Raw genomic sequence first — 25229 nt, 5'->3', positions numbered from 1 at the left:
CCCCATAGAGGGACAGCTCGCACGGAATTCAGGCCCGATCACGTGAAAATTCGTGTGATGTGAGAGCGTGCAGGGCGTGAGTGAGACACCGACGAATACCCTGCAGTACCGCCTCGACGGCCCGGAAGACGCTCCGGTCCTCATACTCGGACCCTCGCTCGGCACCACCTGGCACATGTGGGACCGGCAGATTCCCGAGCTCTCGAAGAGCTGGCGGATCTTCCGTTTCGATCTCCCGGGACACGGCGGGGCGCCCGCCTATCCTGCCGGATCGGTTGCCGAACTGGCCGGACGGCTGCTGGCGACCCTCGACCGGCTGGGCATCCAGCGTTTCGGATACGCGGGCTGCGCCTTCGGCGGGGCCATCGGGCTCGAACTGGCGCTGCGCCGCCCCGAGCGGGTGGCGTCCCTGGCGCTGATCGCCGCCTCGCCCCGTTTCGGCACGGCCGACGAGTTCCGGCAGCGCGGGGTGGTCGTGAGGTCGAACGGCCTGGACCCGATCGCCCGTACCTCGCCCGAACGCTGGTTCACGAGCGGGTTCGCCGCGGCCCAGCCCGCGATCACCGAGTGGGCCGTGCAGATGGTCCGCACCACCGACCCCGGCTGCTACATCGCGGCCTGCGAGGCGCTCGCCGCCTTCGACGTACGGGGCGAGCTGGGCATGGCGGGCGTTCCCACCCTCGTCCTGGCCGGCTCCGACGACGAGGTCACCGGGCCCGCGGAGGCGCGCACGCTGGTCGCCGGGATACCGGACGCCCGGCTCGCGGTCGTCCCCGGTGCCTCGCACCTGGTCCCCGTGGAGCAGCCCGCCGCCGTGACGGATCTGCTCGTACGGCACTTCTCCAGTGCCTGGCTGCCCGCCTTCGACTCGTCCACCGGGCAGATGGCGGTCCAGGTGGCGCAGGCCTACCCGGTGCAGGCAGCCCCGCCGCCGGTCGCGCCCTTCGCCGAGATCGCCCCGGCCCCCGTCGCCCCGGAGCCCGCGGGACGGCAGGACCCGTACGACATCGGCATCAAGGTGCGCCGCGAGGTGCTGGGCGACGCCCATGTCGACGGGGCGCTGACCTCGGCGGACGAGTTCTCCGGAGACTTCCAGGAGTTCATCACCCGGTACGCCTGGGGCGAGATCTGGGACCGGCCCGGACTCGACCGGCGTTCGCGGAGCTGTGTGACGCTGACCGCGCTGGTCGCGGGGGGCCATCTCGACGAGCTGGCCGTCCACACCCGCGCCGCCCTGCGCAACGGGCTCACCCCGGTGGAGATCAAGGAGGTGCTGCTCCAGACCGCCGTGTACTGCGGAGTCCCGGCGGCGAACAGCGCTTTCCGGGTGGCCCAGAAGGTCATCCGTGAGGAGACCACCCCCCAGGAGTGAACGGGCGGGGTCGTCCGGCGGACTCGTCCACAGGAGTGACCCCCGGGCCGGGTGCGGGGGCAGGATGGACTCATGAAGCTCACGAAGAAGTCGCACTCCTGCGTCCGTCTCGAGAAGGACGGGCGGACGCTCGTCATCGATCCCGGGGGTTTCAGCGAGGAGGACGCCGCCGTGGGCGCGGACGTCCTCCTCGTCACGCACGAGCACCCGGACCACTTCGACGAGGAGCGGCTGCGCGCGGCGATGGAGGCCGACCCGGCCGCCGAGATCTGGACCCTGCGGTCGGTGGCGGAGAAGGTCTCCGCCGCCTTCCCCGGCCGGGTGCACACCGTCGGTCACGGCGACACCTTCACCGCCGCCGGGTTCGACGTCCAGGTGCACGGCGAACTGCACGCGGTGATCCATCCGGACATCCCGCGGATCACCAACGTCGGCTATCTCGTGGACGGCGGCCGCCTCTTCCACCCCGGGGACGCCCTGACCGTCCCCGACCGGCCGGTCGAGACGCTGATGCTCCCGGTGATGGCCCCGTGGAACAAGATCTCCGAGGTCATCGACTACGTGCGCGAGGTGAAGCCGCAACGCGCGTACGACATCCACGACGCCCTGCTCACGGACCTCGCGCGGCCGATCTACGACCGCCAGATCGGCGCCCTCGGCGGCTCCGATCATCTGCGGCTCGCGCCGGGAGCGTCGGCGGAGGTCTGAGCCGTCCGCGCCCGCACCCGCGGTGCCCTCGCGCCGTCCCGGTGAGGCGACGGCACGGAGTGTCTCCGGCGGACCCGTTGTCGTACCCGCCCGGTAGGTTGTGAGGCATGCGTATCGCGACCTGGAACGTGAACTCGATCACCGCCCGTCTCCCGAGACTGCTGGCCTGGCTGGAGAGCAGCGGCACGGACGTGCTGTGCCTCCAGGAGGCCAAGGTCGCCGCCGAGCAGTTCCCCGCCGAACAGCTCCGCGAGCTGGGTTACGAGTCGGCCGTGCACGCCACGGGACGGTGGAACGGCGTGGCGGTGATCTCCCGGGTCGGCCTGGAGGACGTGGTCAGGGGCCTGCCGGGCGGTCCCGAGTACGAGGGTGTGGAGGAACCCCGGGCCGTCTCCGCGACCTGCGGTCCGGTCCGCGTCTGGTCGGTGTACGTGCCGAACGGCCGCGAGGTGGAGCACGCGCACTACGCGTACAAGCTCCAGTGGTTCGAGGCCCTGAGAGCGGCGGTGGCGGGCGACGCGGCGGGAAGCCGCCCGTTCGCGGTGATGGGCGACTACAACGTCGCGCCCACGGACGACGACGTGTACGACGTGGCCGCGTTCGAGGGACTGACCCATGTCACCCCGGCCGAGCGTGCCGCGCTGGCCGCCCTGCGCGAGGAGGGGCTGACGGACGTGGTCCCGCGCCCCCTCAAGTACGAACACCCGTACACCTACTGGGACTACCGCCAGCTCTGCTTCCCGAAGAACCGCGGCATGCGCATCGACCTCGTCTACGGCAACGAGGCGTTCTCGACGGCGGTCAAGGACGCGTACGTCGACCGCGAGGAGCGCAAGGGCAAGGGCGCCTCGGACCACGCGCCGGTCGTGGTGGACCTGGACGTCTAGCGCGGTGACGGGCGGAGGTGCCTGCTCCGGCACCAGGACGTGCCCCTGGGTGCCCGCGACCGGGGGCAGGCGTTCCGCCCCCCGATCGCGGGCACCCTTACGTGGGGGGCGGCTCGGCAACCGGTGACGACCCGAGGTGTTTCTCCAGGCGTCACCATTCGCCTGATTCCGTGATGAAATCCCGCGAGCTACATTTTGTTCACATACCGGGAACACGGAGCTGCGACGATCGCACCCCCACGGAGAGGCCGGCCATGAACATCCCCTTCTTGGACAAGCTGCTCAAGCGGCATCCGGTACGACAGGGGCGCCCCCTCGCCAAGGCGTTCGAGGACGACCCCGTGGGTGTGGCCGAACTGCTCTCCGAATGTGAACTGCTCCGTTCCCAGGCCGCGGCCGTCGGGCTCGAACTGGACGACACCCCGGACTCGTTGGTGGCGCTCGACCAGCTTCTGCCGCTGTGGCGCGACGACCCCGAGGCGCTTCCCTGGCTGGGCAACGACGCCGGGCTCTATCTCGGCACCGTCGTCGTGCGCACGGTGCCGGGTGCCTCCTGGCACGTCTGGCCCGGCGGCAGTCCCGCCGTCCGGCTCCCCTCGGGCCGTGAGATCCCGGTCGTCGAGGCCGGCCTCGACTGGGCCGTGCAGGGCGTCCCCGAGCTGTCCCAGATGTACGCCGAGGCCACGGAGGCCTGACCGGAGGGCACGCCCGACCCGCCCGGCACCGCCCGGGCGTCGTGATCCCCGTCGTGATCCCCGTCGTGATCCGCTCGTCATCCAGCCTCAAATACGGCTTATGGCCCGACGTGCGTGTCGTCCCTTATGTGGTGTTTTGCATCGATAGTTTGCGGTGACCGCCCCGGCCGACGGCAGGCTGGACCGGGACGGACCGTCGATCCCTCGATCGACCCGTACGACGTCACCACGCACTTCGGGGAGCCGCATGTTCCGCAGGGCCACGACCTCGCCAACGGCAAGGGGAATGGCGGTCGTGATCACCGGTCCGTCGAACAGATCGTCAACTGCCGCGTGAGGCGCGGCAATCCGTGTCCGAACCCGCCGGTCCCTCGGTGGGGGCGCAGGCATGCGGCCCTCGCCGGGGACTTCTCGGGGCCCGGGAGGCTGATCGCGGCGATCCTCGACTACGATTTGCCGTTCATCCCCGTGATGACGGTGACCTCGCCGATCCGCATCGGGATGTGTGTGCCGCTCTCCCGGTCCGCCCCGCGGGCGTACGGGCGAAAGCGGCACAGTCCCGAGACCGAGGCCGTGGACGTGGCTCCGGCCGAACCAGGGACGCTGCTGCCGGGTGGGGTACCCCCCACAGCCCCGAAACGGTAGGGGGAGCAGCAGCTCACAGGGCCAGGCCCGGCCGGCGCCAGCCGGAGATCACTGCTCGCGCAGGGGTACCGACACGTAGGACGGGTCGTGCTCCGGTGAGGAGAAGGTCAGCTGCGCGCCGGACGGGTTGTGCTCGATGTACAGCGGGTCGACCGTGTCGACGACCAGGGCGAGCCGGTGCCCGGCCGGGACGTCGTAGGCCGTGGAGAACAGGTCCAGGTCGACGCCGAACGGCTTGCCGGGCGTCTGCCCGTGGAAGGTGTACGGCGCGTTGCTGACCAGTTTGCCGATGCCGAGCGGGCCCACGTCGTAGAGGTAGGCGACGAAGGTGCCGCTCTCCTTGGTGCCGGTGACCGTGGTGTGGAGTTTCGCGGTCCCTCGTACGCGCTGGGCGCTCGGGTACTTCTCCGACTGCCACACCGCGGTCCAGTAGCGCGGCAGCAGCGGGATCGAGGCCATGGGCGGGATCCGCGTGAGCTGGTCGAGGATGCTGGACAGGAAGATGATCCCGCCGTCCGCGCCCGAGTCGACGTTCGTGTGGATGCGGGTGGTGCCTTCGAGGGCGATCTTCCGCGTGGTGGCGCCGACCGACTTCCAGTCCGCGTAACCCTCGTAGCCCCCCATGGAGCGGGACGCGAGCTGCACCGGCTGCTCTTGGTCGATGCCGTTGTCCTGGCCCCGCAGATAGTGGTCGAACCAGCGGGCGGTGTCGGTCCACACGTCGTTGGGAAGTCCGAAGAGACCGGTGATCTCGGCGGTGGCGTGGTCGCCGGGACGGAACTCCAGCCGCTTGGGTCCGGTCAGTTCCTCGTAGAACTTGGCGTACTGGTTGGCCGAGAAGATCGTGTCGCCCCAGGTGTTGGCCATGAAGACGGCGGGGTGGTTCTTGTCGAGCTGGTCGAGGTAGGTCTCGGGAGAACGTTTCTTCCCCCACTCGATCAGGTCCTGCTCCTTGGCGAGATTCCCGGCGAAGAAGTCCTTGAACACCTGGTCGGTCTCGGCGCTCGGGTGGCCCGTGATGTGCCCGACGCCGTCCAGCAGGGCGGCCGCCTGGACGTGTTCGGTGCGGCCGGAGTAGATCGACGTGGTCAGGTCCGCCCAGCCGCTCAGCGCCGCGACCGCCTTGATGCGCTTGTCGTGCGCGGCGGCCAGCAGACTGATCCCGGCGCCGTACGAGACGCCCGCCACGCCCACCTTCCGCGCGTCGGCCGGGGTGTTGGCGAGCGCCCAGTCGATCACCCTGGACACGTCCGCGGTGTCGCGGGGGCCGGCGACGTCTATCTCGCCGCCCGACTGCCAGAAGCCGCGGACGTTGTAACCGACGACGACATAGCCGGAGTTCGCGAGTTTCTGAGCCTGGGCGAGGTACTCGATCTGGGGCAGGCCCCAGCTCGTGGGCAGCACGATGAGCGGGTAGGCGCGGGTGCCGTCCGCTCCCGCCGGGGTGACGACATTGGCCTTGAGGGGGGTGCCGCCGTCACCGGAGATGTCGACGAAGCGGACACCTCCCGAGCTGCCGGCGGCCTGGGCGGTGGGGGTCAGGCCCAGGCTCGCGGCGGCGATCAGCGTCGCGGAGACGGCGCCGACGGCGGACGTGCGCAGGGGGTTGCGACCGTTTCCCAACGGGTCACTCCTCACTTGGTCAGTGCAAGGTGACCCGACGGTAACCGCGGCGCCTTACTCGAAGTAACCCGTCGGTAAGTTACGTGCGAGTAACGATTGTTGAAGTGTTCATTTCCACCCGTTCAAACCTCTTCGGAGTGCGCCTCGGTGAACGGCCGGAAAGCGTCGCTCCTCGCAGACCGGGCGTCAGGTGCGGCGACGTGCCCGGGGCGCGGCCGGCTTCGCCGCTGCCTCTCCGTCCGGGCCGGGCTCGGACGCCGGGTCCGGGGCCGGGTCCAGGGCCGGCGGCGTCGGCAGCGGAGCCTGGGCCGCGCGGGTGACGTCCGCGACGACCTCGACGACGTCGGGGCCGTACGCCTGGGAGTTCACGACCTTCAGCAGCAGGACGAAGCTGTTGCCGCCGTGCTTGCGGGCGAGGCGCGCGTGGTTGCGGGCGAGATAGCGGGTCGCCGCCTGGTTGGTGATCGCGCGCTGGCCGCAGAAGAGGAAGACGGGTCTCACATCGCGACTCTGGCCCGCGGTCAGCCGGGCGAGGATGACGTACTCGGCCTGGCCGGACTCCAGTCGGTAGCGCTCGCTGCCGATCTGGAAGGCGCCCCGGTCGGGTCCGCGCCCGGAGTCGACGTTGACCTGCACGCCCGGCAGCAGGGACTGCAAGTGCGCCGCCATGCGCCGGTTCGACGCGGGTCCGCCCACGCAGAACTCCGTGCGCTCGCCGAAGCCCTGCTGGGTCGCGTCGTGCGCGATGACCTGGGCGTGCGCGCCGCAGTCCTTGATCAGCGCGGACAGTTCGAGAAGCGCGAACACGTCGTGCCGCATCACCGTGAGTTCGGGACCGCCCGCCTCGCGGTTCACCACAAGGAGTGACTCGGAGTTGTCGGGCAGCCCGAAGAACGCCTGCTTGCGCCGCAGCTTGCGCTTCCACAGGTAGGTGCGGGCGACCCAGCCGAGCGTGGCACTGAGGCCGGCGGCAAGGACGCCGAGGACGATGTTGCGCACGTCGTCATTCATGGGCGCGCATGCTAGCGGGCCCACGAAACCGTGTTCGAGGGGGCCTTATGCGGTGACGGTGGTGAAGTTACGCTGCGCGGACGGCTGTTGACTGGAGGTATTGATGCGACGTCCTCTTGCGCGGAATCTGACGGTCCTGGCGGTTTCGGCCGCGACGGTGTTAGTGGGTGCGGCCGCGCCACCGGGAGCGCCGGCGACGGGCACGGCCGCGAGGACGCCCGTCGCGAAGGTGCCCGTCGCGGTCGGGTCCGGGGGAGCGGTGGCGAGCGTCGACGCGGACGCCTCCGCCGCGGGCATCGAGGTGCTGAGGAAGGGCGGCAACGCCGTCGACGCGGCGGTCGCCACGGCTGCGGCCCTCGGCGTCACCGAGCCCTACTCGTCCGGCATCGGCGGCGGCGGGTACTTCGTCTACTACGACGCCAAGTCCCGTACGGTGCACACGATCGACGGACGCGAGACGGCACCCCTGAGCGCGGACTCCGGGCTGTTCCTGGAGAACGGCAAGCCGCTCGCCTTCGCCGACGCCGTGACCAGCGGGCTGAGCGTGGGCACACCGGGGACGCCCGCCACCTGGCAGACGGCACTGGACTCCTGGGGCAGCAGACGCCTGGGCACCGTCCTGGAGCCGGCCGAGCGCATCGCCCGCTCCGGGTTCACGGTCGACCCGACCTTCCGGGCGCAGACCGAGTCGAACCAGGCCCGCTTCGCGAACTTCCCCGACACCGCGAAGCTGTTCCTGCCCGGCGGCTCGCTGCCGGTCGTCGGATCGACCTTCAAGAACCCCGATCTGGCCCGTACGTACGAGGAGCTGGGCAGGAAGGGCACGCGGGCCCTCTACACCGGCGCACTCGGCCGGGAGATCGTCGACACCGTCGACAAGCCGCCGGTGGACCCCGCGTCCGGCTACAACGCCCGGCCCGGCAAGCTCTCCCTGAGGGACCTCGCGGCCTACGGGGCCAAACGCCAGGCGCCCACGAAGACTTCGTACCGCGGTCTGGACGTCTACTCGATCGCTCCCTCCTCCTCCGGCGGCACCACCGTCGGCGAGGCGCTCAACATCCTGGAGCGGACGGACCTCTCGAAGGCGAGCGAGACGCAGTACCTGCACCACTACATCGAGGCGAGCCGGATCGCGTTCGCGGACCGGGGCCGCTGGGTGGGCGACCCGGCCTTCGAGGACGTGCCCACCAAGGGCCTGCTCTCGCAGAAGTACGCGGACAGCCGGGCCTGCCTCGTCAAGGACGACTCCGTGCTGACGAGCCCGCTCGCGCCGGGCGACCCGAGGAGTCCCGCCGCGTGCGCCGCCACCGGGACGGCCGCCCCGACGACGTACGAGGGAGAGAACACGACCCACCTCACGGTGGCCGACAAGTGGGGCAACGTCGTCGCCTACACGCTGACCATCGAACAGACCGGCGGCAGCGGGATCACCGTCCCGGGACGCGGCTTCCTCCTCAACAACGAGCTGACGGACTTCTCCTTCGCCCCGGCCAACCCGGCCGTGCACGACCCGAATCTGCCGGGTCCCGGCAAGCGGCCGCGCTCGTCGATCTCGCCGACCATCGTCCTCGACCGGCACGGCAAGCCCGTCGTCGCGCTCGGTTCACCCGGTGGCGCGAGCATCATCACGACCGTGCTGCAGACGCTGACCGAGTTCGTCGACCGCGGTCTGCCCCTGGTCGACGCGATCGCGGCGCCACGCGCCAGCCAGCGCAACGCCGCCCAGACCGAGCTCGAACCGGGCCTGTACGACAGCCCGTTGAAGGCCGGGCTCGAAGCCATCGGGCACTCCTTCAAGCTGAACCCGGAGATCGGCGCGGCCACGGGCGTCCAGCGCCTCCCGAACGGCACCTGGCTGGCCGCGGCGGAGAAGGTCCGCCGCGGCGGCGGCTCCGCCATGGTCGTACGGCCCGCGTCCTAGCCGGATCACCGGCCGCGGACTGCGGACCGCGGGGCAGGGGTGTGCTCTGCCCCGCGGTCGCCGGTCGATGGTGGCCGCGGGGCGGGCCGTCCGCCTCGTGACCGTGGGGGACCGCGGGGTCAGCGGGCCGTCAGGATGCGGGGGCCCGAGTCCGTGATGGCCACCGTGTGCTCCGCGTGCGCGGCGCGGGAGCCGTCGTTCGTGCGCAGGGTCCAGCCGTCGGGAGCCGCGTGGTAACCGTCCGTGCCGCCGCCGATGAGCATCGGTTCGATGGCGAGGACCATGCCGTGCCGCAGCGGCATCCCGCGTCCGGGGCGGCCCTCGTTCGGGACGCCCGGGTCCTCGTGCATCCGGCGCCCGATGCCGTGGCCGCCGAACCCGTCCGGGATTCCGTACCCGGCCTTCCGGCACACCGTGCCGATGGCGTGCGCGATGTCCCCGATGCGGTTGCCCACGACGGCCGCCTCGATCCCCGCCGCCAGGGCCCGCTCCGCGGTCTCCACGAGCAGCGCGTCGGCGGGGCGGGGCTCGCCCACGATGAAGCTGATCGCCGAGTCGCCCACCCAGCCGCCCAGTTCGGCGCCGAAGTCGATCGAGACGAGGTCTCCGTCGCGCAGCCGGTAGCCCGTCGGGATGCCGTGCACGATGGCCTCGTTCACGGAGGCGCACACGACCGCGGGGAAGGGTGTGGGCGCGAAGGAGGGGTGATAGCCGAGGAAGGGCGACGTCGCGCCCGCGTCGCGCAGGATCTGGTGCGCGACCTCGTCCAGCTCCAGCAGGGAGACGCCCACGTCGGCGGCCTCGCGTACCGCCGTGAGTGCCCTGCCCACGACCTGGCCGGCCGCGTACATCTCGTCGATCGATGTGTCCGTCTTCAGTTCCACCATGCCAATTACTATACCGGTATTAGAATGGTGTCATGGTGCGAACCCCACTGACCCCCGAAGAGCACGAACGCGGCGAGCGGCTCGGCCGGCTGCTGCGCGAGGCCCGCGGCGGCCGCAGCATGGCGGACATCGCGGGGGTGGCGGGAATCTCCGCGGAGACCCTGCGCAAGATCGAGACCGGGCGGGCTCCGACCCCGGCCTTTTTCACGATCGCCGCTCTGGCGCGGGCCCTCGGTCTCTCGATGGACGAGATCGTCGTGCGGTGCGCGCTGGTGCCGGCGGCGTGAGGGCGTGAGGGCTTACGTGGGTCCCGGGGGCTTGGGGGCTCAGGCACTGAAGCCCTGAAGCCCTGAAGCCCTGAAGCCCTGAAGTCCTGAAGTGCTGAGGCCCTGAGGTCCTTGGGTTCTGAGGTCTCGGGGTCTCGGGGTCCGGCTCGGGCGGTCCGTGCTGAGAAATTGTTGAATTCACTGCTCGTTCCCTTGTCGTCTACGCGCGTAGTCACTAGCCTCCCGCCATGTCGAACACCAACACCCGCTCCGGCATGGCGATTTCGCAGCAGCCGACGCCCGGTGAAGCAGGGCCACCGGCGGAGCGCACGACGAGGCGCGGACGCCGTGCGCCCACGGTCGTGCGACTCGTCTGCACCGATCTCGACGGCACCCTGCTCGACTCGTCCGGCGCCATCCGTGAACGCACCCTGAGCACGCTCGCGGAGGCGGAGCGCGCCGGGATCGCCGTGGTGGGGGTGACCGGACGGCCCGTTCGCGACACCCTGGACCTGGCCCGGCGCTACGGGCTCACCGGGCCCGTGGTGTGCAGCAACGGCGCGGTGACGGTGGACGCCGCCTCGGGGCGGCTGCTGGACTGCCGGGGATTCGGCTCCGGCGACGCGGCGGGGATCCTGCGTGCGGTCCGTGACGCGGTGCCCGGGATCGCGCTGGGGGTCGACTCCGTGTCCGGGCTCCGCCTGGAGACGGCCTTCGTGCGTCTGGTGCCGAACACCTGGCGCCATGTGGCGCGGGACGCGGTGTCCGCACCGGCGGACGCGGACCCGGTGGTCAAGATCCTCGCCGCCCATCCGATGCTGCTGGTGGATGAACTCGCGGCCGTGATCGCCTCGGTCGTCGGGGGCCGTGCGGTGATCACGAGGTCCACCGGCGACTTCCTCGAACTGTCCGCTGCCGGCGTCGACAAGGGGGAGGCGCTGCGGACGCTCGCCGAGCGGAGGGGGCTTCCGTCGGAACGCACCGCCGCCGTGGGCGACATGCCCAACGACATCCCGATGCTGCGGGCGGCCGGGCTCGCCGCCGCCGTCGCCAACGCCCACGAGGACACGCTGCGCGCCGCAGACATCGTGCTCCCCAGCAACGACGACGAGGGCGTCGCCGCCCTCATCCGGCTCCTGCTGCCCCGCGCGGCGGGGGTGGAGGCCTGCCGGATCTGAGGGGTGCGGTGGGGTCCGCCGGCCCGGACCGTCCGGCGCGCGGAAAGCCGTCCGGTCCGGCGCACGCCCGCGCGGGCGTGCTTCGGCGCGCCCCCTCGGCGAGGGCTCCGCGTCCCCGCCGAAAACTCCCCGTAGTCGATCCGTAACACGACTGGTGTTCTCTGTCGGGTCGAAGTGCTCACGTCGGGCGGGGAGTTGAATGATGAATGTAGGACAACTCCCGGAACAGGTACTGGAGTTCGCGCGGTATCTGAACGGGCTTGTGGACCGGCTCGATCGGAGCGGCGGCTGGTGCGGGGTCTTCTGGCAACGCGACCCCGACGGGATGCGGGCGTGCCTCGAAGGACGCGAGGTGCCGCCCTGGGACGTCGTTGAGGCGCTCCTCCAGGACGTCTCGGGGCAGTACGGGGAGCGGGCCGCGGCCCAGGAGACGGCGCGGGCGCGGGCGCTGCACGCCGCCTCGCTGGCCGCGTACGACGTCCGTCCGGGCGGCCGGGACGCGCTCGGTGACCGCCTGGACGTCATGCTCCGTGAACAGCGCTACGCCGCCGAGCGCCAGGTCGAACTGAGCGGACGGCTTCCCGCGGCGGCGTCCCGGGGGGAGGCCGAGGCCATCCGCCTGGACCTCGCCTGGGCCCAGGACGATCACGAACGAGCTACGGCCCGCTGCGCCGAGCTGCGCCACCGCATGGACAACGTCGACCGCCACGCCCTGCGCGTCCGCGCACGGCACATGCCGGGCTACCCGGCTCCGGACCCCAGGGCGGGCGTGTGGCGGCCGGAGAACCGGCCGGACCCGTCGGGAGGGCACCTGCCCGGGGGTCACCCCTCGGCGGGGAGCCGGCCCGGCGGGGGCCTGACCGCGGGGGACCCGTCCGGAGCGGGAGACGCCTGGCGCGGCCGGGAGCCGGGCGGTGCGCGAGGCGCGCACTCCGGCGCGTGGCAGGGCCCACAAGCGGGCGCGCACGGCGCCGACGGGACCTCGACCGTCCATGCTCAGGGCTCCGGCTCGGGCCCCGACCTGGGTTCGGGGCCGGGCGTCGGCCCGGGCCCCGGGTCCGATCCCGGCCTCGGACCTGGGCACGGTGGGGGACCGGTCTTCGGTCCCGGGCAGGGCTCTGGCTCCGGGTCTGGGCATGGTGGGGGTTCGGTCTTCGGTCCCGGGCAGGGCTCTGGCTCCGGGTCTGGGCATGGTGTGGGTTCGGGCTTCGGTTCCGGGCAGGGTGCCGACGCCGGTCCCGGGCGGGGTTCTGGCGCCGGACCTGGTCATGGTGGGGGACCGGGACCCGGCTCCGGCACCGGATCGGCCCCCGGTTCCGGCATGGTCCCCGGCCCCGGGGCAGGGCAGGGCTCAGCGCACAGCCCCGGCTCAGCGCACGACCCCGGCTTCGTCCCCGGACCTGCCGCGGGGTCGGACCCCGGCCCGCGTCCGGCGGTCGCCGAGCAGCCGGAATCCTGGGCTCCTTCCGCGAGCCACGTTCACGGCGGCCACGCGCAGCCCGGGTCCCGGCGTACGGGTCTCGCGCCGGACGGCGACAGGGCTCGTCCCGCGGAACGGGTCGCCGCGCCCGCCCCGGCCCACGACAGGACCCCGCCCGACGCCGACCCCCATGCGGCCAAGCGTTCCAAGCGGCGCCGCAGAGGGGGCGCGCGTTTCGCGGGGATGGCGGACGCCGACGTGGCTCCCGTGGCCGTGCCGGAGACGGGTCCTGCGCTGCCCGAGCCGCCCGCGCAGGGCGGACGTACGCCGCGCGGCGCACGTTTCGCCGGTGCCGCCGAGGAGCCCGCGCACCCGCACGCGACGGCCCGGCCGGAGCCGCCGGACGAGGGCGCGCTGCGGCACACCGCGGAGACCGTCGCGACGCTCACGCGGCTGCGCGGCGAAGGCCGCAGCGGCGAGGCGCACGCCCTGCTCGTCGAGGCGGCGTACTGGCCCCCGGCCCGCTTCCCCCTGCTCGCCGCCGAACTGCACGGCGCCGGACTCGACGCGGACTGGGCCACCCTGCTCTGGGAGGCGGCCTCGCTGCCCGCCGACCGGCTGGTCGCCGCCGCGGACGCGCTCACCGTCGCCGGCCGCACCGCGGACGGCAGGCAGATGCTGCGCCAGGGCGTCACCCGGCCCGCCTCCGAGATAGGGGCCGCCGTCCTCGGCCTCGCCGACCAGGGCCGAGGCCGTGAGCTCGGCGCGCTCCTCGACGCCTACGTCCGGGTGTGCGCCCCGGAGGAGGCCGCCCGCAGCGCCGAGGCGGACCCGGACCGCCTCGTACCGCTGCTCCTGCGGGCGGCCCGGGGTGTGTCCGACGAATGCCAATGGGACCTGGTCCACGCCTTGCGCGTCGCCGGGTTCACGGCATGACCCTCGGCCTGCCACCGGCCACGGCGTGACCCAGGCCCCCCGCCCGGCGAAGTCACGGCGAGGCCATCCGCCCGGGGTCCGCCACGGTCACGGCGACGCCTGTCCGAGGTCGCCCGCCCGGCGTCGCCCGCGCCCGTGGCGCCCGCGCGGGCCCGCCCGCGCCCCCGCGCGCACGCGCCCAGCGCCCCCCCGCACGCAACGCGCCCCGGAGCCCGACGCCGCCCGCGATCCGGCGGCCGCCCGTGCCGCGCGGCGGCCGCGGCCCGGTCCGCCGGCGTTCCCACGATCGGCCGTACCTCCGGCTTCGGCGGCCACGTCACTCACCCGTGAGGGTCAGAAACGTGATCGACTCAGCGGGTTAACGACGATGGTCTTGGCAAGGCTGTCCGGGGGGCTTACTTTCGAGCCTCTACAGCCTTTGTCTACGGGCGTAGAGGCTCTCTGACGTCCCGTCGAAGGAGCAGCTCATGGGCAACGTCGTACGTGCCGCCCTGGTCCAGGCCACCTGGACCGGCGACACCGCATCCATGGTCGCCAAGCACGAGGAACACGCCCGTGAGGCGGCCCGGCAGGGTGCCAAGGTCATCGGGTTCCAGGAAGTCTTCAACGCCCCCTACTTCTGCCAGGTCCAGGAGCCGGAGCACTACGCCTGGGCGGAGCCGGTCCCGGACGGGCCGACCGTCACCCGGATGTGTGAGCTCGCGCGCGAGACCGGCATGGTCATCGTCGTACCCGTGTTCGAGGTCGAGCAGTCCGGGTTCTACTACAACACCGCGGCCGTGATCGACGCCGACGGCACCTACCTCGGGAAGTACCGCAAGCACCACATCCCGCAGGTGAAGGGGTTCTGGGAGAAGTACTACTTCAAGCCCGGCAACCTCGGCTGGCCCGTCTTCGACACGGCCGTCGGCCGGGTCGGGGTCTACATCTGCTACGACCGGCACTTCCCCGAAGGCTGGCGGCAGCTCGGCCTGAACGGCGCCCAGCTCGTCTACAACCCCTCCGCCACCTCCCGCGGCCTCTCCGCCCACCTCTGGCAGCTCGAACAGCCCGCGGCGGCCGTCGCCAACGAGTACTTCATCGCCGCGATCAACCGGGTCGGGCAGGAGGAGTACGGCGACAACGACTTCTACGGAACCTCGTACTTCGTCGACCCGCGGGGCCAGTTCGTGGGCGAGCGGGCGAGCGACAAGGCCGAGGAACTCATCGTCCGCGACCTGGACTTCGGCCTCATCGAGGAAGTACGCCAACAGTGGGCGTTCTACCGCGACCGGCGCCCCGACGCCTACGAAGGGCTGGTGCAGCCGTGACCGACCTGTACACCCGCCACCAGGCCGTCCTGCCGGACTGGCTCGCCCTCTACTACGAGGACCCGATCGAGATCACCCACGGCGAGGGCCGCCACGTCTGGGACGCCGACGGCAACAAGTACCTCGACTTCTTCGGCGGCATCCTCACCACGATGACCGCGCACGCCCTCCCCGAGGTGACCAAGGCCGTCAGCGAGCAGGCCGGCCGGATCATCCACTCCTCGACGCTCTACCTCAACCGGCCGATGGTCGAACTCGCCGAACGCGTCGCCCAGTTGTCCGGCATCCCCGACGCCCGCGTCTTCTTCACCACCTCCGGCACCGAGGCCAACGACACGGCCCTGCTGCTCGCCACCACCCACCGGCGCAGCAACCAGATCCTCGCCATGCGCAACAGCTACCACGGCCGGTCGTTCAGCGCGGTGGGGATCACCGGCAACAAGGGCTGGTCGCCCACCTCCCTGTCACCGCTGCAGACGCTGTACGTGCACGGCGGTGTCCGCACCCGCGGGCCCTACGCCGACCTCGACGACGCCGCGTTCACCGACGCCTGCGTCGCGGACCTCAAGGACCTGCTCGGCCATGTCCGTGCGCCCGCCGCGCTGATCGCCGAACCGATCCAGGGCGTCGGCGGCTTCACCGCGCCCCCCGACGGCCTGTACGCGGCCTTCCGCGACGTCCTCGACGAGCACGGCGTCCTGTGGATCGCCGACGAGGTGCAGACCGGCTGGGGCCGCACCGGCGAGCACTTCTGGGGCTGGCAGGCCCACGCCGCCGCCGGACCTCCCGACATGCTCACCTTCGCCAAGGGCATCGGCAACGGCATGTCCATCGGCGGAGTCGTCGCCCGCGCCGAGATCATGAACTGCCTCGACTCCAACTCCATCTCGACCTTCGGCGGTTCACCGGTCACGATGGCGGCGGGGCTCGCGAATCTCACCTACCTGCTGGAACACGACCTCCAGGGCAACGCCCGGCGCGTCGGGGGTCTGCTCATCGAGCGGCTCCGCGCGGTCGCCGCGCAGTTCGGCGGCGTACGGGAGGTGCGCGGCCGGGGACTGATGATCGGCATCGAACTGGTGAAGCCCGGAACCGACCTGGCGCACCCCGAAGGAGCCGCGGCGGTCCTCGAAGCGGCCCGCGAGGAAGGCCTGTTGATCGGCAAGGGCGGCGGCCACGACACCAGCGTGCTGCGGATCGCCCCGCCGCTCTCCCTCACCGTCGCGGAGGCGGAGGAGGGCGCGGCGATCCTGGAACGCGCCCTGAGACGGGCCCAGTGACGGATGAGATGAGCAAGGGCGGGTGAGCCGACGGGGCGGCGGTCTCGACGACGCGGCGCGCGAAGACCCGGGGATCCGGGTGCGCGCCGGGTCCCCGCGGCCGCCCGCAGCGCTCCGGAGGCGAACCGAGCCACGGACGAAGGGGAACACCGCGCCATGACCACCGTCCTGGAACCCGCCCTCTCGGTACGCCAGGTCCTCGCGCTGGACCGGGTGCTCGCCGGGGAGCCCGAGGTGGTGGCGGGCGCCGGCCATCTCGACCGGTCCGTGCGCTGGGTGCACGTGGCCGAGGCGGCCGACGTGGGCGTCATGCTCAGCGGCGGTGAAATGGTCCTCACCACCGGAGTGCTGCTCGTGGGCGACCCCGACGCCCAGGCGGAGTACATCCGTTCGCTGCACCGCGCCGAGGCCGCGGCCGTGGTCCTCGGGCTCGGCCGGGCCTTCCCCGCGCCCCCGGACGTGATGCGCCGGGCCGCCGAACGCTGCGGCCTGCCCATGGTGGTGCTCCACCGACCCTTCCCCTTCGCCGAGTTGACGGAGGAGGTCCAGTCCCGGCTGGTGCGGCACAAGTTCGCGGCCGTGAGCCTCTCGGAGGCCGTACGCACCGCGCTCACCGGGCTGATCACCACGGGTGCCCCGCTCCAGCGTCTGCTCGACGAGATCGCCGTGCACGCCGCCTGCCCCGTCGTCGTCACCAATCTCGCCCACCGGGTTCTCGCCACCGCCGGAGAACGCTCCGCCGTCGACGACGTGCTGCGCGACTGGGACCGTATCGCCCGGCAGGCATGGGGGTACCACCCAGGCCGTCCAGGCACTGGGGGAGGCAGCGAGGGCGACGGATGGATCCGCGCCGAACTGGGCGGACGGGGGGAGCGATGGGGCCGCATCGTGCTGTGCGGCCACCGGGGCGACGTGGCGACCGGACGGCTGCTCGCCGACCGGGCCGCCGAGGCGCTGGTCCTGCACCGCATGCTCGCCGGCCCCGCCCACTCCTGGGAGGAGGAGTCCGCGCAGGGCCTGCTGACCGACCTCGTGAGCGGTGTCGTACCGGCCCGCCAGCTCCTGCCGCGAGCGCGGGCCGCCGGACTGCCCGTGAACCGCCGCACCTTCGTGCCCCTGGTGGTGCGCGACGGGGACGCGGCCCAACTCGACCGTGTGCTGCGCCTGCTGGGGCTGCCGGGGCTCGTCGCCGAACTGTCCGACGGGGCCACCGCGCTGCTCCTCAGCGTCCCGCGCGACCAGGACGCGGAGGCCCTGGCCGAGCACTTCGCGGTACGGCTGCGGAACGAGACCGGGGCCCCGGCCACCGTGGCCGCCGCCGCGCCCCGTACCGCCTGGGACGACGTGCCCGACGGACTGCGTGAGGCCCTGCACGTCGCCGAGGCCGCCGGCGACCCGCCCGCCGACCAGGACCGGCCCGCGCTGGTCCGGCTGCGTGACGTCCATCTGCGCGGCCTGGTCCGGCTGCTGCGGGACGACCCGAACGTCCAGTCCTTCGCGGAACGCGAACTCGACGGGCTGCTGGGCGGATCGCAGGCCGATCCACGGCTCCTGCCCGTGCTGCGGACCTATCTCGCCACCGGCCGCAACAAGTCGCGCACCGCGCAGCTCCACCATGTCAGCCGGCCCGCGCTCTACCGCCGGCTGGAGGTCATACAGGCCCGCCTCGGTGTCGACCTCGACGACTTCGAACAGGCCGCCTCCGTCCACATCGCGCTGCTCGCGCACGACGCGCAACAGCGGTGAAACACATGACCAGTCAGGCGAAACACGGGACGACGCGGAGGTGACACCGTGGAACGGCACAGCACTTCGGACGTGACACGGTGCAACTCAAAGAACGCTCCGGGGCTTTCTAGTCTCCTCGCACACCGAGCGACCGGAGGTCCCGATGAGCAGAGTGATCCGAGCCGCCGTCTTCCAGACCGCGTGGACCGGCGACAAGGAATCGATGATCCAGGTCCACGAGCAGGCGGCACGCGACGCGGCCGCGCAGGGCGCACAGGTCCTGTGCTTCCAGGAGCTGTTCTACGGACCGTACTTCTGCCAGGTGCAGGACAAGGAGTTCTACGCGTACGCCGAGCAGATCCCCGAGGGCCCGATCGTCCGGCGCTTCCAGGCGCTGGCGAAGGAACTGGGCCTCGTCCTCGTGCTGCCGATGTACGAGGAGGAACAGCCCGGCGTCCTGTACAACACGGCGGCCGTGATCGACGCCGACGGCTCCTACCTGGGCAAGTACCGCAAGACCCACATTCCCCAAGTACCGGGATTCTGGGAGAAGTTCTACTTCCGGCCCGGGAACTCCGGCTGGCCCGTGTTCGACACGGCCGTGGGCCGGATCGGCGTCTACATCTGCTACGACCGGCACTTCCCGGAGGGCTGGCGGGCGCTCGGTCTGGCGGGCGCCGAGATCGTCTTCAACCCCTCGGCCACCTCCCGCGGACTGTCGGGCTACCTCTGGCAGTTGGAACAGCCTGCCGCGGCCGTCGCCAACGAGTACTTCGTGGGTGCGATCAACCGGGTCGGGCAGGAGGAGTACGGCGACAACGACTTCTACGGGACCTCGTACTTCGTGGACCCCGAGGCCCAGTTCGTCGGCGAGGTGGCGAGCGACAAGGAGAGCGAACTCGTCGTCCGCGACCTGGACCTGGCCAAGCTCCGCGAGGTCCGCGACCGCTGGCAGTTCTACCGGGACCGCGCCCCGGGGACGTACGCGCCGCTGACCGCGCCGTAGCGGCGGGGCGGGCGGCGCCGGTGCCCCCACCGCCACCGGCGCCGCCCGCCTCGGCACCGGCCGCCGGTGCCACGGGTCCGCGATCGCCCGGACCGCGGCACGGCGGCCGGCGCGGTCCGCCCCGCGGACCGCCGCAACCGGCCGGCCCACGGGCCGCCGCGCGCGACAGCACCGACCCCAGCCCCCGACAAGCCCCACAACCCCTCAGCGCACCCACGACCGGAAGGAGAGGGAGCATGAGCCGTACCGTCATCCGGGGTGGTCTCGTCATCACCGCGTCCGACGAGATCCACGCCGACGTCCTGATCGAGGACGGCCGGGTCGCCGCCCTCGCCGCGACGGGCACACCCGCGGCCGAGTCGTGGACCGCCGAGCGGGCCGTCGACGCCACCGGCAAGTACGTGATCCCGGGCGGTGTCGACGCCCACACCCACATGGAGCTGCCGTTCGGCGGCACCTTCGCCTCCGACACCTTCGAGACCGGCACCCGGGCCGCCGCCTGGGGCGGCACCACCACCATCATCGACTTCGCCGTCCAGAGCGTCGGCCGCTCCCTGCGTGAGGGCCTCGACGCCTGGAACGCCAAGGCGGACGGCAACTGCGCCATCGACTACGGCTTCCACATGATCGTCTCCGACGTGAACCAGGAGACGCTCAAGGAGATGGACCTGCTGGTCGAGGAAGGGGTCACCTCCTTCAAGCAGTTCATGGCCTACCCCGGCGTCTTCTACAGCGACGACGGCCAGATCCTGCGCGCGATGCAGCGCTCCGCCGAGAACGGCGGCCTGATCATGATGCACGCCGAGAACGGCATCGCGATCGACGTCCTCGTCGAACAGGCGCTGGCCCGGGGCGAGACCGACCCGCGCTTCCACGGGGAGGTGCGCAAGGCGCTGCTCGAGGCCGAGGCCACCCACCGCGCGATCAAGCTCGCCCAGGTCGCGGGCGCCCCGCTCTACGTCGTGCACGTCTCGGCGACCGAGGCGGTCGCCGAGATCGCCCGGGCGCGCGACGAGGGCCTGAACGTCTTCGGCGAGACCTGCCCCCAGTACCTGTTCCTGTCGACCGACAACCTCGCGGAACCGGACTTCGAGGGCGCGAAGTACGTGTGCAGCACGCCCCTTCGCCCCAAGGAGCACCAGGCGGCCCTGTGGCGCGGTCTGCGCACCAACGACCTCCAGGTCGTCTCGACGGACCACTGCCCGTTCTGCTTCACCGGCCAGAAGGAACTGGGCCGCGGCGACTTCTCGAAGATCCCCAACGGCCTTCCCGGCGTCGAGAACCGCATGGACCTCCTCCACCAGGCCGTCGTCGACGGGCACATCTCACGGCGCCGCTGGATCGAGATCGCCTGCGCCACGCCGGCCCGGATGTTCGGCCTGTACCCGAAGAAGGGGACCATCGCGCCCGGTGCCGACGCCGACATCGTCATCTACGACCCGCACGCCGAGCAGGTCATGTCGGTCGAGACCCACCACATGAACGTCGACTACTCGGCGTACGAGGGCAAGCGCGTCACCGGCCGGGTCGAGACGGTGCTCTCGCGCGGCGAGATGGTCATCACCGACCGGGAGTTCACCGGGCGCGCGGGCCACGGCGTCTACACCCCCCGTTCCACCTGTCAGTACCTTCTCTGAGCGACCAGGAGTGGCGCCATGGACTTCGGACTCGTCCTGCAGACAGACCCCCCGGCCTCCCGTGTCATCGACCTGATGAAGCGGGCCGAGGCCAACGGCTTCACGTACGGCTGGACCTTCGACTCCGCCGTGCTCTGGCAGGAACCCTTCGTGATCTACAGTCAGATTCTCGCCAACACCGAGACGCTGACGGTCGGCCCGATGGTGACCAACCCGGGCACCCGCACGTGGGAGGTCACCGCCTCCACCTTCGCGACGCTCAACGACATGTACGGCAACCGCACGGTGTGCGGCATCGGGCGCGGCGACTCGGCGATGCGTGTCGCCGGACGCAAACCCAACACCCTGGCCCGGATCAGCGACGCGATGAAGGTCATCCGCGCCCTCGCCCGGGGCGACGAGGCCGACCTCGGCGGCACGGTCGTCAAGTTCCCCTGGGTGACCCCGGGTGCCGAACTGCCGGTCTGGATGGCCGCGTACGGCCCGAAGGCGCTGAAGATGACCGGCGAGGAGGCCGACGGCTTCATCCTCCAGCTCGCCGACCTCTACCTCACCGAGTACATGGTCAAGGCCGTGAAGGACGCGGCGGCCGGAGCCGGCCGCGATCCCGCCGAGGTGAAGATCTGCGTGGCCGCGCCCGCGTACATCACGCAGGACGACTCGCCCGAAGCGCTCGCCCACGCGCGCGAGCAGTGCCGCTGGTTCGGCGGCATGGTCGGCAACCACGTGGCCGACCTGGTCTCCAAGTACGGCGAGCACTCGGCGGCCGTACCTGACGAACTCACGGACTACATCAAGGCCCGTGAGGGCTACGACTACTCCCACCACGGCCGGGCCGACAACCCCGACGCCGCGTTCGTGCCCGACGAGATCGTCGACCGGTTCTGTCTGATCGGCACGGCCGAGCGGCACATCGAGAAGCTGAACGCGCTGCGGGCGCTCGGCGTCGACCAGTTCGCGGTCTACGACATGCACGACGCCCAGGAAGCGACGATCGACGCGTACGGAGCGCGGGTCATCCCCGGCGTCAACGGGCAGTAACCGAAGGTCCCCCCAGTCTCCCCTTCCCGCCGTCCCGGGAAGGGGATCAGGGCGCACTGCGCGCACCCCCCCCGAGTCCGTCCCCCGCACGGCCTTTCCCGTCACTCCTCATTGATTGGCCTGCTCATGACAGAAATTGTCTCCCCAGGCGGCCCGCCCGCCGGACAAGTCACGCTCCCCGACGGCCGGGTGGAGATCGCGCCCGACGCCCCCGCGCCCACCGGTCCCTACGCCAACGACGACCTGCTGCCGGTTCCGGTCGAGCGGCGCACCTGGACCACGTACAACTTCTCGGCCCTGTGGGTCGGCATGGCCCACAACACCGCTTCCTGGACGCTGGCTTCGGGTCTGATAGCCGTCGGCATGGACTGGAAGCAAGCCGTCCTCACCATCGCGCTCGCCAACCTGATCGTGCTCGTCCCGATGCTGCTCACCGGGCACGCGGGTCCGAAGTACGGCATCCCCTTCCCCGTCTTCGCCCGCGCCTCCTTCGGGGTCCGCGGGGCCAACCTCCCCGCTGTCGTGCGGGCGTTGGTGGCGTGCGGCTGGTTCGGCATCCAGACCTGGATCGGCGGCGAGGCGATCTACTTCCTCGCGGGCAAGCTCTTCGGCGACGGCTGGGCCGGCGCCTCCGAGATCGGCGGTCACGCCTGGACCATGTGGCTGTCGTTCGCCGTCTTCTGGGCGCTCCAGGTCGCCATCATCTACCGGGGGATGGAGACCATCCGCCGGTTCGAGAACTGGGCCGCGCCCTTCGTGCTCGTCGGCGCCGGCGTGATGCTGTGGTGGATGAGCGACAAGGCCGGCGGCTTCGGGCCCCTGCTCGACCAGCCTTCGAAGCTCGGCTGGGACGGGGACTTCTGGAAGCTGTTCTGGCCCTCGCTCATGGGCATGATCGGCTTCTGGTCCACCCTGTCGCTGAACATCCCGGACTTCACCCGCTACGGCAGGAGCCAGAAGGCTCAGACGATCGGGCAGGCCCTGGGGCTGCCCACCACCATGACGCTCTTCGCCTTCCTGTCCGTCATGGTCACCTCGGGTTCGCAGGCCGTGTACGGCAAGGCGATCTGGGACCCGGTCCAGCTCGCCGCCAAGACGGACAACGTCGTCGGCATCCTCTTCGCCCTGGTCACGGTGCTGGTCGCGACCCTGTCCGTGAACATCGCGGCGAACCTGGTCTCCCCGGCCTTCGACTTCTCCAACATCGCCCCGCGGAAGATCAATTTCCGGACCGGCGCACTCGCCACCTGTGTCCTGGGCGTGCTGATCTTCCCGTGGAAGCTGTACGCCGACCCGCAGGGATACATCTTCACCTGGCTCGGGCTGGTCGGCGGTCTGCTGGGGACGGTCGCCGGCATCCTCATCGCCGACTACTGGATCCTGCGCCGCACCCGGCTCGACCTCGCCGACCTGTATCGCACGGGCGGCCGGTACTGGTACGACGGCGGCTGGAACTGGCGGGCCGTGGTCGCCTTCCTCACCGGCGGCGTCCTGGCCGTCGGCGGCGCGGACTTCCATCCCCTGATCGACGGACGGCCCGTCCCGGCGCTGGAGTCGCTGGCCGACTACGGATGGGCGGTCGGTCTCGGCACCTCGATGGTGCTGTACCTCGTGCTCATGCTGACGCGCGGGAAGGACGCCGTCGCGGACTGACGCGGACCGGCCGCAGCCTGAAAGCGGATCACGGATCACGGATCACGGATCACGGATCGCGGATCAGGATCGCGGACCGCCGGCTGCGGACCGGCGGCGACCGGAGGACGGTCAGCTCTTCTGGCTCTGGCCGTCCTTCAGCGTCGCCACCGCTTCCTTGGCCGCCTTGATGGCGCCCTTGTTGATCTCGTCGCTGCCGGGCGCCTTCTTGGTCTCGAAGTCGCTGCCGTTGTAGGTGACGACCACCAGGGCGTTGGACGCCCGGACGATGACCACGCCCTCGCGGGTCTCCTGCTTGTCCTCGGTGCTGAGGTTGACCACCGAGTAGGCGGAGTCGCCGAGACCGGGCACCGCGCCGCCGCCGCTCTTGTCGGCGACCCGGTCCTTGTAGGCCTTCTCCGCCGCCGCGTTCGAGTCCTTGATCTCGTACGAGACGTCGAGCCAGCGGTAGTCGAAGCCCTTCAGGGCGTTCCACGAGCAGGTGCGGCGCACCGCCTTGTCGGTCGACGCGATCTCCTGGCCGGCCGTCTTGGCGCCGGGGACCAGGGACTTGATCGTCGCGACCTGGACCCCGCCACAGGGCGCGGGCGACGCGGCGAACGTCTTGACGGCAGCCGAGGCCGAAGGGGCCGACGGCGTGTCGGATGTCTGTTTTTGCGTCGATTTGTCCTCGGCGTTGGGGGTCGCTTCGGACGGGCCGGTCGCCAGGGCCCAGCCCGCGGAGGCGAGCAGGGCGACGGGCAGCAGGCGCGCGGCGAGCGCGAGCGGCAGAGGAAGAGAACCCAAAGCGCACTTCTCGTGGGGGATGGTGCGGAGGAGTCCGCACTGCGGACGGGACGCCAGTGTCACATGAGACGCCGTGGGGCGGAAGGGCCGACGGGCGGCATGCCCGTGTGATGACGGTGACTCACCTTGGCGTCGATTGACTGCCGCTGCGGCAACATGTCGGTTTTGTTCGATCCGATGATCGTCATTTTCTTCCTGCCGTGTCCCATGGTGATCGGCCCGTCCCCGGCTCCGGGGATGCCGGACGCAGTGCCCCGACCATGCGACGGCGTGGCCGCCCGGCCGAGGCTCGCCTTCAACTGGCTCTGTTTTCAGGCGAGTCGGGCCTCCGCCACGTACGCCGGGGCGGGCGGAGCGATGCCCTCCGCGGAGCTTTCGTGCCATGATCGGCCCATGATCGCGACGAACCGGCGCCGCGCCGGCGCGGCCGCCCCCTCCGGACCCCCGGCCCGCTCCGAAGTCCCCACCGTCTCCTTACCCGCGCGTCGCGCCCCGTCCCGCAGCGCCGCGCTCCGGGAGAAGTGGGTGCGCCCGGTCCTGCTCCTGTGCCTGGTCGCGACGACCGTCACGGGCTGCGGCCTGTCCGCCGAGATCGACCGTGAGCGCGACCCCGGGCGGACCTCCGTCCCGGACCCCGTCCCGAGCGTCGTCGGAACCGACGCCGCCCATCTCCCGGACCCGTCCGGCACCCCCGGTGACTCTCTCGTCATCGAGCTGCCCGAGCCGTCGAAGACCGAGCCGACGCGGCCGGGCCCCTGCCCGTCGTCCGGCGTGCGCCTGGAGACGGGGCCCGTCGACGCGGCCATGGGGCTGCGCGGGATGACCCTGACCCTCACCGTCTGCGGCAAGCACCCGTACAAGGTGAACGGCCGCCCGGCCGTCGTCCACGTCCTGGACCGCGACGGCGCCCCGATCACGGGCGTGCGCGCCGTGGCGGGGACGGACAAGGTGCCCATGGCCCCCGCGGACCCGGGCCCCGAGCCCTTCACGCTCCAGCCGGGCGAGAGCGCGCGGGCCTCCCTGTACTGGCGGATGAACGCCGAGGACGGCGTGTCCCTGCGGGTCGCACCGCAGCGGGGCCGGCCGGCCGTCACCCTCCGGCTGCCCGACCCCCTCGACATCGGTCCCGAGAACGTCCTGGGGACCACGGCCTGGGCGCCCGTGACCTGACCACCGCCCGCCCTGTGGTCCGGGCCGGGACGGATGCCATAGTCGGGACCGAGGCCCATCGCTCCGAAC

General features: G+C 71.6%; 20 protein-coding genes and 1 pseudogene. 17 read left to right on the top strand and 4 right to left on the bottom strand.

Annotated features, from left to right (window positions below):
- Nucleotides 1-76 precede the first annotated feature (76 nt).
- The 5 genes and pseudogenes from ACFRIC_RS21920 to ACFRIC_RS21900 form a co-directional block, all read left to right on the top strand.
- A complete protein-coding gene (locus tag ACFRIC_RS21920; protein WP_382788184.1) occupies nt 77-1372 on the top strand; it encodes an alpha/beta fold hydrolase in 1296 nt (431 codons plus the stop codon).
- A gap of 72 nt (nt 1373-1444) precedes the next feature.
- Nucleotides 1445-2080, top strand: a complete 636-nt coding sequence (locus ACFRIC_RS21915) for an MBL fold metallo-hydrolase (protein ID WP_382788182.1) — start codon at nt 1445-1447, stop codon at nt 2078-2080.
- Between the two features lie 107 nt (nt 2081-2187).
- Nucleotides 2188-2967 carry an exodeoxyribonuclease III gene (locus ACFRIC_RS21910; RefSeq protein WP_382788180.1) on the top strand — a complete coding sequence of 260 codons (780 nt, stop codon included), beginning with the start codon at nt 2188-2190 and terminating at the stop codon, nt 2965-2967.
- 254 nt (nt 2968-3221) lie between these two features.
- Nucleotides 3222-3662, top strand: a complete 441-nt coding sequence (locus ACFRIC_RS21905; RefSeq protein WP_361686709.1) for a DUF6278 family protein — start codon at nt 3222-3224, stop codon at nt 3660-3662.
- 405 nt (nt 3663-4067) lie between these two features.
- Nucleotides 4068-4307, top strand: a pseudogene (locus ACFRIC_RS21900) (amino acid ABC transporter permease); the annotation flags it as partial.
- 48 nt (nt 4308-4355) lie between these two features.
- Here the strand turns inward: ACFRIC_RS21900 and ACFRIC_RS21895 are convergent.
- Nucleotides 4356-5930 carry an alpha/beta fold hydrolase gene (locus ACFRIC_RS21895; RefSeq protein WP_382788177.1) on the bottom strand — a complete coding sequence of 525 codons (1575 nt, stop codon included), beginning with the start codon at nt 5928-5930 and terminating at the stop codon, nt 4356-4358.
- A 186-nt stretch (nt 5931-6116) separates the two neighbouring features.
- Nucleotides 6117-6941 carry a hypothetical protein gene (locus ACFRIC_RS21890; protein ID WP_382788175.1) on the bottom strand — a complete coding sequence of 275 codons (825 nt, stop codon included), beginning with the start codon at nt 6939-6941 and terminating at the stop codon, nt 6117-6119.
- Nucleotides 6942-7044: 103 nt separating this feature from the next.
- On the opposite strand from ACFRIC_RS21890, the gene ggt reads away from it, so the two are divergent.
- Nucleotides 7045-8862, top strand: a complete 1818-nt coding sequence (ggt, locus tag ACFRIC_RS21885) for a gamma-glutamyltransferase (protein ID WP_382788173.1) — start codon at nt 7045-7047, stop codon at nt 8860-8862.
- 119 nt (nt 8863-8981) lie between these two features.
- Here ggt and map read toward each other — a convergent pair whose 3' ends face one another.
- Complete coding sequence (gene map, locus ACFRIC_RS21880) at nt 8982-9749, bottom strand: type I methionyl aminopeptidase (RefSeq protein WP_382788171.1); 768 nt, start codon at nt 9747-9749, stop codon at nt 8982-8984.
- Nucleotides 9750-9781: 32 nt separating this feature from the next.
- Between map and ACFRIC_RS21875 the strand changes: the two genes are divergently transcribed.
- The 10 genes from ACFRIC_RS21875 (at nt 9782) to ACFRIC_RS21830 (ending at nt 23204) form a co-directional block, all read left to right on the top strand.
- On the top strand, nt 9782-10036 hold the full coding sequence (locus tag ACFRIC_RS21875) for a helix-turn-helix domain-containing protein (RefSeq protein WP_382788169.1): 255 nt from the start codon (nt 9782-9784) through the stop codon (nt 10034-10036).
- A 227-nt stretch (nt 10037-10263) separates the two neighbouring features.
- On the top strand, nt 10264-11193 hold the full coding sequence (locus ACFRIC_RS21870; protein WP_382788167.1) for an HAD family hydrolase: 930 nt from the start codon (nt 10264-10266) through the stop codon (nt 11191-11193).
- A 199-nt stretch (nt 11194-11392) separates the two neighbouring features.
- Nucleotides 11393-13549: a hypothetical protein gene (locus tag ACFRIC_RS21865; protein WP_382788165.1), complete on the top strand. Its 2157-nt coding sequence runs from the start codon at nt 11393-11395 to the stop codon at nt 13547-13549.
- A gap of 467 nt (nt 13550-14016) precedes the next feature.
- Nucleotides 14017-14859, top strand: a complete 843-nt coding sequence (locus ACFRIC_RS21860) for a nitrilase-related carbon-nitrogen hydrolase (protein WP_382788163.1) — start codon at nt 14017-14019, stop codon at nt 14857-14859.
- Entirely contained in the window at nt 14856-16139 is a 1284-nt protein-coding gene (locus ACFRIC_RS21855; protein ID WP_382788161.1) for an aspartate aminotransferase family protein, read from the top strand. The genes ACFRIC_RS21860 and ACFRIC_RS21855 overlap by 4 nt, the downstream gene beginning before the upstream one ends.
- 156 nt (nt 16140-16295) lie before the next feature.
- The gene (locus tag ACFRIC_RS21850) at nt 16296-17885 is read left to right on the top strand and encodes a PucR family transcriptional regulator (RefSeq protein WP_382788159.1); all 1590 of its coding nucleotides are present in this window, start codon (nt 16296-16298) and stop codon (nt 17883-17885) included.
- Nucleotides 17886-18030: 145 nt separating this feature from the next.
- Nucleotides 18031-18873: a nitrilase-related carbon-nitrogen hydrolase gene (locus ACFRIC_RS21845; protein WP_382788157.1), complete on the top strand. Its 843-nt coding sequence runs from the start codon at nt 18031-18033 to the stop codon at nt 18871-18873.
- 236 nt (nt 18874-19109) lie between these two features.
- Nucleotides 19110-20510 carry a dihydropyrimidinase gene (hydA, locus tag ACFRIC_RS21840; protein WP_382788155.1) on the top strand — a complete coding sequence of 467 codons (1401 nt, stop codon included), beginning with the start codon at nt 19110-19112 and terminating at the stop codon, nt 20508-20510.
- Nucleotides 20511-20528: 18 nt separating this feature from the next.
- Nucleotides 20529-21551: a TIGR03842 family LLM class F420-dependent oxidoreductase gene (locus ACFRIC_RS21835; protein WP_382788153.1), complete on the top strand. Its 1023-nt coding sequence runs from the start codon at nt 20529-20531 to the stop codon at nt 21549-21551.
- Nucleotides 21552-21677: 126 nt separating this feature from the next.
- Nucleotides 21678-23204 (top strand): NCS1 family nucleobase:cation symporter-1, encoded by a 1527-nt coding sequence (locus tag ACFRIC_RS21830; protein WP_382788151.1) that lies wholly within the window; start codon nt 21678-21680, stop codon nt 23202-23204.
- A 111-nt stretch (nt 23205-23315) separates the two neighbouring features.
- Here the strand turns inward: ACFRIC_RS21830 and ACFRIC_RS21825 are convergent, their stop codons facing one another.
- Nucleotides 23316-23990 (bottom strand): hypothetical protein, encoded by a 675-nt coding sequence (locus tag ACFRIC_RS21825; protein WP_382788148.1) that lies wholly within the window; start codon nt 23988-23990, stop codon nt 23316-23318.
- 393 nt (nt 23991-24383) lie between these two features.
- On the opposite strand from ACFRIC_RS21825, the gene ACFRIC_RS21820 reads away from it, so the two are divergent.
- A complete protein-coding gene (locus tag ACFRIC_RS21820; protein ID WP_382788146.1) occupies nt 24384-25160 on the top strand; it encodes a DUF4232 domain-containing protein in 777 nt (258 codons plus the stop codon).
- The last annotated feature ends 69 nt before the right edge of the window (nt 25161-25229 follow it).

The organism is Streptomyces sp. NPDC056738 (genome assembly GCF_042790435.1).
In the GTDB taxonomy this organism is placed as follows: Bacteria; Actinomycetota; Actinomycetes; order Streptomycetales; family Streptomycetaceae; genus Streptomyces.
The sequence above is the reverse complement of the archived record's forward strand: the minus strand, read 5'-3'. Positions and strand labels throughout refer to the sequence as shown.